Origin of the sequence: Streptomyces sp. Edi2, assembly GCF_040253635.1 — a bacterium.
Classification (GTDB): domain Bacteria; phylum Actinomycetota; class Actinomycetes; order Streptomycetales; family Streptomycetaceae; genus Streptomyces.
The window spans coordinates 5,713,964-5,726,845 of record NZ_JBEJGX010000003.1; the positions used below are offsets into that span (position 1 = coordinate 5,713,964).

The window sequence follows — 12,882 nt, forward strand, 5'->3', positions numbered from 1 at the left end:
TCCAGGGCCGTAACCTTCCACAGGTGAACCACTCGATCTCCCGCGATGCCGGCACCGCCCGTACTCCCGCCGGGGACCAGCTCCCCGGTGCGCTCCCCGACGCGCTGCGCGACGAACTCGGCCTGTTCCGGCGCGACTTGCACATGCACCCCGAGCTCGGCAACCAGGAGTTCCGGACCACCGCGGCGCTCAAGGAACGGCTGGAGCGGGCCGGCCTGCGGCCCCGGGTACTGGCCACCGGCACCGGCCTGATCTGTGACATCGGCACACCGGCCGCGACGGCGGACGGACGCGCGCTCGCCGCCGACCCCGCCCGCCCCCTGCTGGCCCTGCGCGCGGACATCGACGCCCTGCCCATCCCGGACACCAAGACCGTCGACTACGCCTCGACGGTCCCCGGCCGCGCCCACGCCTGCGGCCACGACGTCCACACCACCGTCGTCCTCGGCGCCGGCCTGGTCCTCGCCGAGCTCGCCCGCACCGGCGCTCTGCCCCGCCCGGTCCGCCTGATCTTCCAGCCCGCCGAGGAGGTGCTGCCCGGCGGCGCCCCCGACGCGATCGAGTCCGGCGCCCTGGAGGGCGTCGGCCGGATCCTCGCCGTGCACTGCGACCCGCGCGTCGACGCCGGCCGGATCGGGCTGCGGGTGGGGGCGATCACCTCCGCGTGCGACCGGCTGGAGGTCGGACTCGACGGCCCCGGCGGCCACACCGCCCGCCCGCACCTGACCACCGACATGGTCACCGCCGCCTCCCGGGTCGCCCTGGACGTCCCGGCGCTGCTGTCCCGCCGGGTCGACGCCCGCGCCGGCCTCGCCGTCACCTGGGGCCGCCTGGCCTCCGGCCACGCCTGCAATGTGATCCCGCAGCACGCCGAGCTCTCCGGCACCGTCCGCTGCCTCGACCTCGAAGCCTGGAGGCAGGCCCCTGACCTGGTCCATGCCGCGATCGACGAGATCGCCACCCTGCACGGCGCAAAGTCGCAGATCACCTACGTCCGCGGGGTCCCACCGGTGGTCAACGAGCCGGTCACCGTCCAGCTGCTGCACTCCGCGATGGCCGCCCGCCGCGGCGAGGGCGCCATCGAGGACACCGAGCAGTCCCTCGGCGGCGAGGACTTCTCCTGGTACCTCGAACACGTCCCCGGCGCCATGGCCCGCCTCGGCGTCCACCCGCCCGCCGATACCACCCGCCGCGACCTGCACCGCGGCGACTTCGACGTCGACGAACAGGCCATCAAGGCCGGCGTGGAACTCTTCACCGCGTGCGCGCTTCTTGACGGGGACCTTCCGGACTGAGCCCACACCGCCCGGGACCGCTCGTGGCGGTGCTGCCCGGCTCTGCCCCCTCGGGCCGGTCCCTATAACCGTCCACTGACCCTTAAGAGCGGATATCAGCCCGTTTCGGCAGCCAGCCGGGACGGGCTTCGCATATCGGCCGCCCCCGGTTCCCCGACGTGCCCTACGCCTCGAATCGGTAACGTCCACGCAGTGGAGGGTTTTGCGCCAGGTCTACGCGCGTTAATCTCCCACAAGCCAGCGCCAAAGGGGGCGCTTAGAGCGAAGGGAAGGCCCCGTGCGTCGGGTCATCAGGATTGCCGCCGCGGCTACCGCCACCACGTGTCTCGCGTTCACCGCCACCGCGTGCGGACAGAGCTTCGCCGAGGCCAATCGCGCCAAGCACGCGGGCGTCGGACTGGCCTTCGACATCGGCGGCCGGGACGACCACTCGTTCAACGAGGCGGCCGCCCGCGGTACCGAGAACGCCCGGAAGAAGCTGGGCGTCAACGTCAAGATGCTCACTGCCAAGAACGGCGAGACCGAGGCGGACCGCGAGCAACGGCTGTCGTCCTTCGCCGAGGCCGGTTACAACCCGGTCATCGGCGTCGGCTTCGCCTACAGCCAGTCCGTGCAGAACGTCGCCAAGGACTTCCCCGATACCAGCTTCGGTGTCGTGGACGCCGTGCCGCAGGGCAAGAACGTCGATGCCATGGTCTTCGCCGAGCACGAGGGCTCCTACCTGGCCGGCGTCGCCGCGGCGCTGAAGAGCAAGACCCACAAGGTGGGCTTCATCGGTGGCGTGAACAACGCACTGATCCAGAAGTTCCAGGCCGGCTTCGAGCAGGGCGTACGCGACACCGACCCGAAGGCCAAGGTCGTCTCGCAGTACCTCTACCCGAACAACGACAAGGGCTTCAACGACCCGGCCGCCGCCAAGGCCAAGGCCGCGGGCATGACCGACAGCGGTATCGACGTGATCTACACGGCGGCCGGGCAGTCGGGCGCCGGCTCGATCGAAGAGGTCAGCAAGCACAAGGGCGTCTGGGCGATCGGGGTGGACTCCGACCAGTACCAGCAGCCCGGTCTGGCGAAGTACAAGAGCCACATCCTGACCTCGGTCGTGAAGAACGTCGATGTGGCCGTCTTCGACCTGATCAAGAGCTACGAGGACCACAAGCCGCTGACCGGCATCCACGCCTACGACCTCAAGCACCAGGGCGTCTCGCTCGCCACCTCGGGCGGCTTCATCAAGGACATCCAGCCGCAGGTCGACGCGGCCCGGAAGAAGATCATCGAGGGCAAGGTGAAGGTCAAGGAGACGCCGTAGTCAGACGCCGTGACCAGGCGCCGTAGTCAGGGACGACGATCCACCCCGGGGAGCCGAAGCGCCGGCCCCGGGGGCGGTCCCCGCGTCCCCCTGTGACCTTCCGGTCCCGCTTTCTCGTTCTTCCTCGTTCTTCGTCCTTTCCGCACCGTCATCCCCGAGGGGAGTGCGCCATCAACGCAGCATCCACGAGCAGTGGCCGGGCCGTCCCGGACGCCCCCGCTGTAGAACTCCGCGGAATCACCAAAAGGTTCCCCGGCGTCGTGGCCAACCACGACATCCACCTCACCGTGCGCCGCGGTACCGTCCACGCCCTCTGCGGCGAGAACGGTGCCGGCAAGTCCACCCTGATGAAGATCCTCTACGGCATGCAGAAGCCGGACGAGGGCACCATCGAGCTGGACGGCGAGCAGGTCACCCTGCACACCCCGGGCGACGCCATCGCCCGCGGCATCGGCATGGTCCACCAGCACTTCATGCTGGCCGACAACCTCACCGTCCTGGAGAACACCGTCCTCGGCGCGGAGAAGCTGCACGGCATCGGCGCCGGCGCCCGCGCGAAGATAGCGGAGCTCTCCGACGCCTACGGGCTCCACATCCGGCCGGACGTGCTGGTCGAGGACCTGGGAGTCGCCGACCGACAGCGGGTGGAGATCCTCAAGGTCCTCTACCGCGGCGCCCGCACCCTCATCCTCGACGAGCCGACCGCCGTCCTGGTCCCGCAGGAGGTCGATGCGCTCTTCGACAACCTGCGCGAGCTCAAGTCCGAGGGCCTGACCGTCATCTTCATCTCGCACAAGCTGGGCGAGGTGCTGTCGGTCGCCGACGACATCACCGTCATACGCCGCGGGACGACCGTGGCGTCGGTCGAGCCGTCCGCGACCACGCCCAAGCAGCTCGCCGAGCTGATGGTCGGCAGCGAACTGCCGTCCCCGGAGACCCGCGAGTCGACCGTCACGGACGAGGAGATGCTGCGCGTACGCGATCTCCACCTCTCCGCGACCGACTCCGACGGGGTGGTCCGCACCGTTCTGGACGGCATCTCCTTCACCATCCACAAGGGCGAGGTGCTGGGCGTCGCCGGTGTCGAGGGCAACGGCCAGGCCGAGCTCGTCGAGGCCGTCATGGGGACCCGCACCCCCGACCACGGCACCGTCACCCTGGACGGCACGGACCTGTCCGGGGCCTCCACCCGCGCCCGGCGCGAGGGCGGCGTCGGCTACATCCCCGAGGACCGCCACCGCCACGGCCTGCTGCTGGAAGCCCCGCTGTGGGAGAACCGCATCCTGGGCCATGTCACCGAGCGGCCCAACAGCAAGGGCAAGCTGCTCGACCTGGCCGGTGCCCGCAAGGACACCGCGCGCATCGTCGCCGAGTACGACGTGCGCACCCCCGGCATCGAGGTCACCGCGTCCTCGCTCTCCGGCGGCAACCAGCAGAAGCTGATCGTCGGCCGCGAGATGAGCCACCGGCCCAAGCTCCTGATCGCCGCCCACCCCACCCGCGGGGTCGACGTCGGCGCGCAGGCGCAGATCTGGGAACAGATTCGCGAGGCGCGGCGCGAGGGCCTGGCGGTGCTGCTGATCTCTGCCGACCTGGACGAGCTGATCGGGCTGTCCGACACTCTGCGGGTGATGTACCGGGGCCGGCTGGTCGCGGACGCGGACCCCGCCGTCATCACCCCGGAGGAGTTGGGCTCCGCCATGACCGGTGCCGCCAGCGGCCACCTCACCACGTCGGAAGACGGCGCGCCGGAAGACCGCGCGTCCCAAGACGGCGCGTCGGAAAACGGAGCGTCGGAAGACGGCGCGTCGGAAAACGGTGCGTCGAACGGAGCCGACGAGTCGAACGGCGCCGGCGAGCAGGGCGGTGACCAGAAGTGAGCACTTCCACGAACAGCTCCACCAAGGGCCCCGCCACGAACCCCGCCGTCAAGGCCATCGCCAAGAGCGCCACCCGCGACAAGGTGATCCTCGCGATCGCCGCGCCCGTCCTGGCCATCGTCGCCGCGATAGTGATCTCGTCCCTGGTGTTCCTCGCGTCCGGCGAGAACCCCTTCCGGGCTTACGGGATCATGGCCGACTACGGCCACTACAGCGACAGCCAGGTCTGGATCATCAACAAGGCGGTGCCGTACTACCTTTCGGCGCTGGCGGTGGCCATCGGCTTCCGGATGAACCTCTTCAACATCGGCGTCGACGGCCAGTACCGCCTGGCGGCCTTCGCGGCCGCCGCGGTGGGCGGGGCCATCGCCCTCCCCGGCGCGATCCAGATCATCCTGCTCATCGTCATCGCGATGCTGGTGGGCGCCCTCTGGTCGGGCATCGCGGGTCTGCTGAAGACCACCCGCGGCGTCAGCGAAGTGATCACCACGATCATGCTGAACGCCATCGCCGCCTCGATCATCGGCTACTTCCTGCAGGACGGCCGCCTCGCCATCAAGGACGGCAACCTCCTGCACACCAAGTTCCTCCCGGAATCCAGCCACTTCTTCTCCTTCCCGACCCACCCCAAGCCGGTCTACGGCTTCGTGGTGATCGCGGTGCTGGCCGGCGCGCTGTACTGGTTCGGCATCAACCGCACCCGCTTCGGCTTCGACCTGCGCGCCGTGGGCGCCTCCGAGTCGGCCGCCGAGGCCAGCGGTGTCAGCGTCAAGCGCATGGTCGTCAGCAGCATGCTGCTGTCGGGTGCCGCGGCCGGCCTGGTCGGCATGCCCACCTTGCTCGGCGAGTCCTTCCAGTACGGTACGGACTTCCCGGCCGGCATCGGCTTCACCGGTATCGCCATCGCCCTGCTCGGCCGCAACCACCCGGTCGGGATGGCCTTCGGCGCCCTGCTGTGGGCGTTCCTCGACCGCACCGGCTCCCGCCTGGAGTTCGAGGGCTACGCGCAGGAGATCGTCGGCGTCATCCAGGGCGTCATCGTGCTCTGCGTCGTCATCGCCTACGAGATCGTGCGCCGCTACGGGCTGCGCCTGCAGCAGCGCAAGGTCGGCGAGGAGCTGGCCGCCCTGTCCCGCACGGCCAACACCGACAAGTCTGACAAGAGCGACAAGCCGGAGGTGTCGGCGTGAGTACGGACCTCAAGACCGCGACGAAGCTCGCGGTCCCCGGGAAGAGCGGGCGGCGCAAGCTGACCTACCCCTGGATCCTGCTGATCATCGCCGGCGCGCTGGTCGCGCTCTCCGTCCTGCGGGCCGTCACCGGCACCGCTGACCTCACCTCCACCGGCCAGTTCGGCGCCGCACTGAGCGCCGCCGTGCCGATCGGCCTGGCGGGCCTGGGCGGCCTGTGGTCCGAGCGGGCCGGCGTGGTCAACATCGGCCTCGAAGGCATGATGATGCTCGGCTCGTTCGCGGCCGGGTGGGTCGGCTGGGAGCACGGCCCCTGGGCCGCGGCCCTGGCCGGCATCGCCGGCGGCGCGCTCGGCGGCCTGATCCACGCCGTCGCCACCGTCACCTTCGGCGTCGACCACATCGTCTCCGGCGTCGCGGTCAACATCCTGGCGCTCGGTGCCACCCAGTACCTGGCCACCCTGTGGTTCGGCCAGGAGGGCAGCGCGGCAATGGCCGCCGGCGGCAACGACAAGCAGTCCCCGCCGATGCCCGACATGCCGAGCTTCACCGTCCCCGGCCTGTCGGACTGGCTCAACTCCCTCGAGGGCCACCACTGGTTCCTGGTCTCCGACGTCGCCGGCATCCTCGGCGCGGCGGTCACCAACGTCTCCTGGCTGACCCTGCTCACCATCGGCCTGTTCGCCGGCACCTTCTACCTGCTGTGGCGCTCCTCGTTCGGTCTGCGGCTGCGCTCCTGCGGCGAGGCCCCGGTCTCGGCCGAGTCCCTGGGCGTCAACGTCTACTCGTACAAGTACGCGGCGGTGCTGGTCTCCGGCGCCCTGGCCGGCCTCGGCGGTGCCTTCCTCTCCATCGGGGTGCACTTCTACCAGGACGGGCAGACCGGCGGCCGCGGCTACATCGGTCTCGCCACGATGATCTTCGGCAACTGGCGTCCCGGCGGCGTCGCGATGGGCGCGGGCCTGTTCGGCTTCATGGACGCCATGCAGCTGCGCAGCGGCGGCCCGACCGTCCACGCCCTGCTGCTGGGCCTGGCAGCCCTGCTCGCGGTGATCGCGCTGCTCAAGCTGCGCGCCGCCAAGCGCACCCAGGCCGCGCTGTCGGCGGTGGCCGCGGTCGTCCTCATAGGCTGGTACTTCCTGGCCGACACCGTTCCGCTCGAACTGGTCGAGGCGAGCCCGTACATCGCCACCCTGCTCGTCCTCGCCCTCTCCGCCCAGCGACTGCGGCCCCCGAAGGCGAACGGCAGGCCCTACCGCCGAGGACAAGGCAGATGACACCACCGGTGCCGGTCGACTGGACCGCACTGCGCGCGCAGGCCCGGGACGCGATGTCCCGGGCCTACGCCCCTTATTCCGGCTACCCCGTCGGCGCCGCCGCCCTTGTGGACGACGGCCGCACCATCGCCGCCTGCAACGTCGAGAACGCCTCCTACGGCCTGGCCCTCTGCGCCGAATGCGGCCTGATCTCCGAGCTGTTCGCGGGCCGGTCCGACGGTGACGGGCCCGCACCCCGGCTGACCGCCTTCACCTGCGTGGACGGCACGGGCGCCCTCCTCGTCCCGTGCGGCCGCTGCCGCCAACTCCTTCACGAACACGGCGGCCCCGACCTCCTGGTGGACACGATGGCGGGCATCCGTCCGCTCTCGGAGCTGCTGCCGGATGCGTTCGGGGCGGGGCATTTGAGGGGGTGACGGGGAGCGGTGGGTGCCGGTGACTCCATCCCCGCCACCCACCGCCCCCGGCACCACCCGCTCACCGGGCAAGACGCAGGTCGATCCAGGGAATGCTGTCCCCCGGCAGCAGATAGCGCTCGATCTCGACAAACCCGTGCTTGCGCGCGAACCGCAGCCCGTCCTCGTTGGAGGACAGCACCACGGTCTCGATCACTTCGGCGCCCAACTCCCGCGCCCTGCTGAGCCCGTGCGCATACAGCTCCTCCCCGAACCCCTGACCACGATGAGCTTCCAGCACACGGGCGATCACGGTCACCGTCAGCGCGTCATCGGCAGGCGGACGCACCGTGCTGCACCCGATGAGCTCGTCACCGGCATACGCGACCTCCAAGTGGTGACGCTGCGCCCGTTCCCGTACCTCCTCCAGCGAGAGGAGGTGGGTAGGGATGATCACGTTGTGGACGTACTGCCAGTCCTTGAGGGCAGCATCGCCCTCCGGCTGCTGAATACGAAGATCAGACATCGCAGCAGAACAGCCGAGTCCCTCCCGCACGTCAACTCCGTTCAGGTGGGACGAATGGTCAGGCCGTCACGGCATCGGTCGAGTCATCTGCACTTCGGACACTTCGAGCAATCCGTCGAGTTCGACCTTCCCCCTGGTCTGGCCCGGACTCACCACCAGTCCGTCCCGGCGCACGATGTCCAGGAGCCGTTCGGCCAGGGGCAGGACCATATGCCGGCCCCAGCATCGTTCGCTTACGTGGCCGAAGGGGAGATATCCGGGGTGGTTGTCTCCGTCCAGCTCTTCCCAGCGGTCGGGATGAAACGCGTCGGGTTCGTCCCAGAGATTGGGGTCGCGGTGGCTCAGCAGGGGAAGCAACAGGACATCGTCTTTCGGGCCGATCCGTGCGTCCACGTCCGAGAACTCCGGAGAAGCCATTCGCAAGATGTTCCATGAGGGGGGAAGCAGTCGGAGTGCCTCAAGGAGGATGTTCCGATTCGATACGTCATCGCTGAACGGAGCCCCGAGCCACAGGGCGTTGGTGACCAGCGCGGATACGGTGAAGCACACTGGTGCTGCCACCCGCCGATACAGGTACATGGCATAGCGCCGGTCACCGTAGGTCTTGGAATCGAGCACGAGAGCGGCAAGTTTCGACAGCGGCACGTCCTGCCCGGGCCTGCCCAGCAAAGCGGCACCGGAGGCGACGGCCGACCAGGTCAGTTTCGGCGTCAACTCCAGCCTGCGGTCGACCAGAACCCGGAATCGCAGACGTTCGTTCCCGAAAACGAGATTCCGCAGATAAACATGCGCCACGTGCGGCCACCGGCCGGTCAGGTCGACCGCCTCATCGAGGGGACGTTGCAGCGCGTTCCGCACGTCCGAGCCCACGGCTTGCATAAAAGTGGACGCATCCGTACGGGTAACGAGCCGCCCCTGGACGGGTTTGAAGGTGGGCCTCTCCTCCGCGTTGGCCGGCCTGCTGCAGAGTAAGCGGTCCATCAGCTCGGCGCCGGATACCCCGATCGTGTCGGACTCCAGACGAAAAAGCGACGCACCACGATAACGACTTAACAGTTCGTCGATTCTCGGCGCGAACTCGATGACCCGACCGCTCTCGCCGACGCGGTGCATAGGCATGGCTGAACTCCGTGGGTAGGCAGCTCGCGCCGGCCAGAATTCCTGACCGACGCGAGCCCGGCAGGGAAGCTGTCTAATTAAATCCAGCCGTACCAGGCGTATGCCTTGAGGCTCTTTTCCGGACGGAACTTCTTGACGATGCGAACGAGTTTCATGAGCACCTCCATTTGCGTGGCGAACGGGATACTTATGCGACGGCAGAAGATGTAGAGACCGGGCGGAATTCCCGGCATTAATTTCAACTGCCGTGGAAAGTGAAGACCTATTCGGTGAATGTGTCAAGTGATCCACATCACTAGCTGAATTGCCTCATTCGCGTTTCGAATTCATCCGCATTCGCATCTCGGCAAATCATCCCTAATTAACTCATTAGCGCCCAATACGGGTATCAAAAGAGAGTGGATGGCGTCGAATGAGGTGGTTTAGTCGCATATGTATGACATGAACATGTTCTATAGGGGCGGGTCGAAGGTCTCCGGTCCCTGCTCCGGCGCGGCGGCTCTCCAACACGGAAAACCGTGAAGCGGTGGTGAAGCCGGCGCAGTCGGTCGTCAACTGGCCCTCAGGCCCGGATCAGTTCCAGTCCCTCGGCCACTGCGGGCAGTTCGCGATGGGGCCTGTTGCCACTTCGCCACTACAGTCGCCGCATGACTGACTTTCTTCAGGTGTCCACGGCAACGGAGAACCGCGAAGCGGCGGTGAAGCTGGCGCAGTCGGTCGTCTCTGCACGGCTCGCAGCCGGTGCGCAGATCGTCGGCCCCGTCGGGTCGGTGTTCTGGCACCAGGGCGAGTTCGGCTCAGGCGAAGAATGGCAACTCGTCCTCAAGATTCGTGCCGACCGTTACCACGAGGTCGAGACGCATCTGCTCAAGCACCACCCCTGGCAGAACCCCGAAGTCTCCGCAGTGCCGATCGTTGCCGGGGCGAATGGCTATCTGCGCTGGCTGGAGACAACCACGGCACTGGACTGACGTCAGGCCCGGGCCAGTTCCATACCTCGGTCATCTCGGGCAGTTCGCCGGTGAGAGCTGAGCTGGCGCAGGGGCGATTTCAGCGTGTGGCGGGCATGTTGCCGTCGCGCCAGTCGTTGAGGCGCTTTCGGATGCTGGGCACCATCGGAAGCGCATCACTCTCTCCGGGCTCAAACCACCGGACGTCCGTGGATTCTTCGGACACCGCCAGCTGCCCGCCCAACGGTCTCGCCAGGAAGCAGATGGATAATTCCTGCCGCACTTCGCCATCGTCGTAGGCGAAGACGTGATGGGGGGTTGGTGTAGGTGCCCACGATTCCTACGACTTCGACATGGAACCCGGTCTCTTCGCGGGTCTCCCGAACTGGGCAGTCCGGCAGTGACTCGCCAATATTCATGGCCCCACCGGGAAGTGCCCACATGTCGTTGTCGCGCCGACGCTGAAGCAGGACGCGCCCGGAGTCGTCGACCACAACCGCAGATGCCACCGGAACCAAGCTGTTCGCGGCAGGGGCATGAGGGTCGTTCTCGTAGTCGCGCCTACTCATCGCCGCCGCCTTCCCGCACCGGAGAGCCCCTTCCACAGTTCTTCTACGCACTCGGGATTGCACACCCGCGCCTTTAGCTCTGCCCCGGGTATCTGCCCACGGACCCCGTACGGGCCGTACGCTGGCTGGGACGGCTACGCCACCCAGAGGGGGCACGCATGGATCTGTCGGACGAGCTCGGCACCGGCGAGCGGATCAGGGTTCTGCGGGAGTCGCGCGGTATGACTCGTGCCGCCCTCGCCCACCTCTGCGGGCGTGGCCCGGACTGGCTGAAGAAGATCGAGACCGGCGAACGTGAACTCGGTTCCCATACCCTGCTGTTGCGCCTCGGTGCCGCGCTTCAGGTGTCCGACCTCTCCGTTCTCACCGGGAACAGCGACGGCCCGGCGCAGCTGGTGCCGCTCGCAGGCTGAACCATCCGGCCATGCCTGAGATCTGGACCGCGGTGATGAACCGGTCCCTGACCACCGTGGCCAGGGGCCCCCTCGAACCGGCTGTGCTGCAAGGGCGCGTCGACCAGACATGGCGCCTGTGGCACACCACCGATCGCAACCGCACCGAGGTGGGGGCCTTGCTCCCCGGCCTCATCCGCGACGGGGAAGCCGCCGTGCGGGCGCTCGACGGTGACCAGCGCCGTGCCGCCCTGGTGGCGTTGTCCGACGTATACCGGCTCACGGGCCAGGCCACCGCCTACGTCGCTCCCGCCGAGCTGGCGTGGGTCGTCGCCGACCGTGCCCTGTCCGCTGCGCAGGACGCTGACCAGCCTGCCGCCATAGCTGCCGCCGCTTGGAACATGGGCAACATCCTGCGCGAAACGTCGTATCCGGAGGAGGCGTTGCGCATCGTCGCTGAGGCCGCCGACCTCATCCGGCCGCACCTCGATGACGCTCCCGACGACTGGCGCGGCATCTACGGTGCGCTTCAGCTGCACGCCGCGGTCACGGTGGCGCGAGAGGGCCGCGAGGGAGACGCGTGGCGGTACTGGGACAAGGGCGACCAGGCGGCGAAGTCCTTACCCGCCTCGTACGTCCATCCCTCCACCGTGTTCGGCCGGGCCAATGTCGATTTCCACGCTGTCAGCGTCGCGACCGATCTGCGCAAGGCGCAAAAGGCCCTTGGGCTCGCTGACGACCTTGATCCGGATGTGATGCCCTCCCGCGAGCGGCGTGCCCGGCTGTGGGTGGAAGTCGCCCGAGGGCACCTACAGCGCGGTGACCGGACCGCCGCCCTGCATGTGATGCAGATGGCCCACCGGATCGGTGCCGAGACCGTCACCTACACGCCGTCCGCCCGTGTCGTGGCCGCCGATCTGTGGCGCTCCGCGCCGCGCGCGATGCGTAAGGACGCTGGGCGGCTGGCCGAGGCCGTCGGGGCCGCGACCGCCTGACCAGAGGGACATACAGGGACAGGGGGACAATCTGTCCCCTTTTCCCTTGCACCGGCCCCTACGGTGGCGCACCTGCCTCCGCGCCGACCGAACGGGGTGACACATGAATCCGGGCGCCCGATTGCACGCATCGACCCGCCGGGGTGAACCGCCCTCCGGCGACGGCGTCACGGGAGAGATCCGCGTACCGCTGGCCCTGTACGCCGTCGATGAGCACCGCGGCACTGTTGACCTCGTTCTGTCGCGCGCGGATGCAGCATTGCTGCTTGCCTCGCTCGTGGAGGCCCTCGGCGCCCCCACCCACGCATCGTGGCCTCAGCGCCCGGAAGGCGCGCGGTGATCAGCCAATCCGGCTTGAGGATGTCGCGAACACCCCAAGCCCTGCCCGCCAACAAAGACCCCCGCGACGTTGCTGCGTCCGGGGGCGTGGCCATCAACCCCTGGGAGGTTGACGACATGGCGAAGACTATCGCCAGGATCTTCGAATCGCTGCTGCGGCTGTTACTGCCCGCACGAGGGCGTCACCGGTCCTTCGGCTGTCTGCCCACCGTGAGGTGTGAGGACGCGCCGACCCTCGTGCTTGCCCGTGTGCCCGGCGGAAGAGAGGGGCTGTCGAGCCCGGACGGGAAGCCGTGTTTCCTCGTGGGCGACGGGACCAGCTACGTGTCGCGGCTCGCCGACAACGTGGAGGCGGAGCAGCTCGACTCCGCCGCCGACCTCATGGACGAAGCGCGCCGCGTCTTTGCCGCCCGGACGTGGACGCCCGGAGAACTTCACCTGCTGGCCGTGGAATTGGCCAGCTCGCTCGCCAACGTGCACCGGGTGGCGAAGAGCAGAGGCGCGCGCCTGCCCGTGCCGGACGACGAGGGCCCCAATGCCGACGGTGACGGCCCCGATGCCGATGAAGCTCCGAGCGACCACGACATCAACGGCGAAGATGCCGGGCCTCGGCTTCCGGCGGAGTCGTTCGGCTGAGCCCGGCACG

At 68.4% G+C, this 12,882-nt stretch carries 14 protein-coding genes and 1 pseudogene; 11 read left to right on the top strand and 4 right to left on the bottom strand.

Going from position 1 to position 12,882, the window contains the following annotated elements; genetic code table 11:
- The first annotated feature begins 23 nt into the window (after nt 1-23).
- The 6 genes from ABR737_RS28590 to ABR737_RS28615 all read left to right on the top strand — a co-directional run bounded on the left by ABR737_RS28590 (nt 24) and on the right by ABR737_RS28615 (nt 7,367).
- Nucleotides 24-1,295: an amidohydrolase gene (locus tag ABR737_RS28590; protein ID WP_350253366.1), complete on the top strand. Its 1,272-nt coding sequence runs from the start codon at nt 24-26 to the stop codon at nt 1,293-1,295.
- Between the two features lie 277 nt (nt 1,296-1,572).
- Nucleotides 1,573-2,604: a BMP family lipoprotein gene (locus tag ABR737_RS28595; protein WP_350253367.1), complete on the top strand. Its 1,032-nt coding sequence runs from the start codon at nt 1,573-1,575 to the stop codon at nt 2,602-2,604.
- 260 nt (nt 2,605-2,864) lie between these two features.
- Complete coding sequence (locus ABR737_RS28600) at nt 2,865-4,484, top strand: ABC transporter ATP-binding protein (protein ID WP_350253368.1); 1,620 nt, start codon at nt 2,865-2,867, stop codon at nt 4,482-4,484.
- 56 nt (nt 4,485-4,540) lie between these two features.
- Nucleotides 4,541-5,674, top strand: coding sequence for an ABC transporter permease (locus tag ABR737_RS28605; protein ID WP_350256950.1), 1,134 nt, complete (start codon nt 4,541-4,543; stop codon nt 5,672-5,674).
- Nucleotides 5,671-6,951: an ABC transporter permease gene (locus ABR737_RS28610; protein ID WP_350253369.1), complete on the top strand. Its 1,281-nt coding sequence runs from the start codon at nt 5,671-5,673 to the stop codon at nt 6,949-6,951. Before ABR737_RS28605 ends, ABR737_RS28610 begins: the two co-directional genes overlap by 4 nt.
- Nucleotides 6,948-7,367, top strand: coding sequence for a cytidine deaminase (locus ABR737_RS28615; RefSeq protein ID WP_350253370.1), 420 nt, complete (start codon nt 6,948-6,950; stop codon nt 7,365-7,367). The genes ABR737_RS28610 and ABR737_RS28615 overlap by 4 nt, the downstream gene beginning before the upstream one ends.
- A gap of 61 nt (nt 7,368-7,428) precedes the next feature.
- On the opposite strand, the gene ABR737_RS28620 is transcribed toward ABR737_RS28615, so the two are convergent.
- The 3 genes from ABR737_RS28620 to ABR737_RS28630 form a co-directional block, all read right to left on the bottom strand.
- A complete protein-coding gene (locus ABR737_RS28620; RefSeq protein ID WP_350253371.1) occupies nt 7,429-7,872 on the bottom strand; it encodes a GNAT family N-acetyltransferase in 444 nt (147 codons plus the stop codon).
- Between the two features lie 66 nt (nt 7,873-7,938).
- Nucleotides 7,939-8,991 carry a cytochrome P450 gene (locus tag ABR737_RS28625; RefSeq protein ID WP_350253372.1) on the bottom strand — a complete coding sequence of 351 codons (1,053 nt, stop codon included), beginning with the start codon at nt 8,989-8,991 and terminating at the stop codon, nt 7,939-7,941.
- Nucleotides 8,992-9,068: 77 nt separating this feature from the next.
- Nucleotides 9,069-9,224 (bottom strand): tryptorubin family RiPP precursor, encoded by a 156-nt coding sequence (locus ABR737_RS28630; RefSeq protein WP_350253374.1) that lies wholly within the window; start codon nt 9,222-9,224, stop codon nt 9,069-9,071.
- Nucleotides 9,225-9,638: 414 nt separating this feature from the next.
- Between ABR737_RS28630 and cutA the strand changes: the two genes are divergently transcribed.
- Nucleotides 9,639-9,962 carry a divalent-cation tolerance protein CutA gene (cutA, locus tag ABR737_RS28635; RefSeq protein ID WP_350253375.1) on the top strand — a complete coding sequence of 108 codons (324 nt, stop codon included), beginning with the start codon at nt 9,639-9,641 and terminating at the stop codon, nt 9,960-9,962.
- A gap of 79 nt (nt 9,963-10,041) precedes the next feature.
- Here cutA and ABR737_RS28640 read toward each other — a convergent pair.
- Nucleotides 10,042-10,510, bottom strand: a pseudogene (locus tag ABR737_RS28640) (NUDIX domain-containing protein).
- Between the two features lie 158 nt (nt 10,511-10,668).
- Between ABR737_RS28640 and ABR737_RS28645 the strand changes: the two are divergent.
- The 4 genes from ABR737_RS28645 (at nt 10,669) to ABR737_RS28660 (ending at nt 12,872) form a co-directional block, all read left to right on the top strand.
- Nucleotides 10,669-10,923, top strand: coding sequence for a helix-turn-helix domain-containing protein (locus ABR737_RS28645; RefSeq protein ID WP_350253376.1), 255 nt, complete (start codon nt 10,669-10,671; stop codon nt 10,921-10,923).
- 11 nt (nt 10,924-10,934) lie between these two features.
- Nucleotides 10,935-11,897: an XRE family transcriptional regulator gene (locus tag ABR737_RS28650; protein WP_350253378.1), complete on the top strand. Its 963-nt coding sequence runs from the start codon at nt 10,935-10,937 to the stop codon at nt 11,895-11,897.
- A gap of 103 nt (nt 11,898-12,000) precedes the next feature.
- Entirely contained in the window at nt 12,001-12,237 is a 237-nt protein-coding gene (locus tag ABR737_RS28655; RefSeq protein ID WP_350253379.1) for a hypothetical protein, read from the top strand.
- Nucleotides 12,234-12,872 (top strand): hypothetical protein, encoded by a 639-nt coding sequence (locus ABR737_RS28660; protein WP_350253381.1) that lies wholly within the window; start codon nt 12,234-12,236, stop codon nt 12,870-12,872. Before ABR737_RS28655 ends, ABR737_RS28660 begins: the two co-directional genes overlap by 4 nt.
- Nucleotides 12,873-12,882 lie beyond the last annotated feature (10 nt).

What these genes read in the sequence shown, in the direction of transcription:
- ABR737_RS28615 (WP_350253370.1), top strand. Translation starts at nt 6,948, where the DNA reads ATGACACCACCGGTGCCGGTCGACTGGACCGCACTGCGCGCGCAGGCC.
- ABR737_RS28620 (WP_350253371.1), bottom strand. Translation starts at nt 7,872, where the DNA reads ATGTCTGATCTTCGTATTCAGCAGCCGGAGGGCGATGCTGCCCTCAAG.
- ABR737_RS28625 (WP_350253372.1), bottom strand. Translation starts at nt 8,991, where the DNA reads ATGCCTATGCACCGCGTCGGCGAGAGCGGTCGGGTCATCGAGTTCGCG.
- ABR737_RS28630 (WP_350253374.1), bottom strand. Translation starts at nt 9,224, where the DNA reads ATGCCGGGAATTCCGCCCGGTCTCTACATCTTCTGCCGTCGCATAAGT.
- cutA (WP_350253375.1), top strand. Translation starts at nt 9,639, where the DNA reads ATGACTGACTTTCTTCAGGTGTCCACGGCAACGGAGAACCGCGAAGCG.
- ABR737_RS28645 (WP_350253376.1), top strand. Translation starts at nt 10,669, where the DNA reads ATGGATCTGTCGGACGAGCTCGGCACCGGCGAGCGGATCAGGGTTCTG.
- ABR737_RS28650 (WP_350253378.1), top strand. Translation starts at nt 10,935, where the DNA reads ATGCCTGAGATCTGGACCGCGGTGATGAACCGGTCCCTGACCACCGTG.
- ABR737_RS28655 (WP_350253379.1), top strand. Translation starts at nt 12,001, where the DNA reads ATGAATCCGGGCGCCCGATTGCACGCATCGACCCGCCGGGGTGAACCG.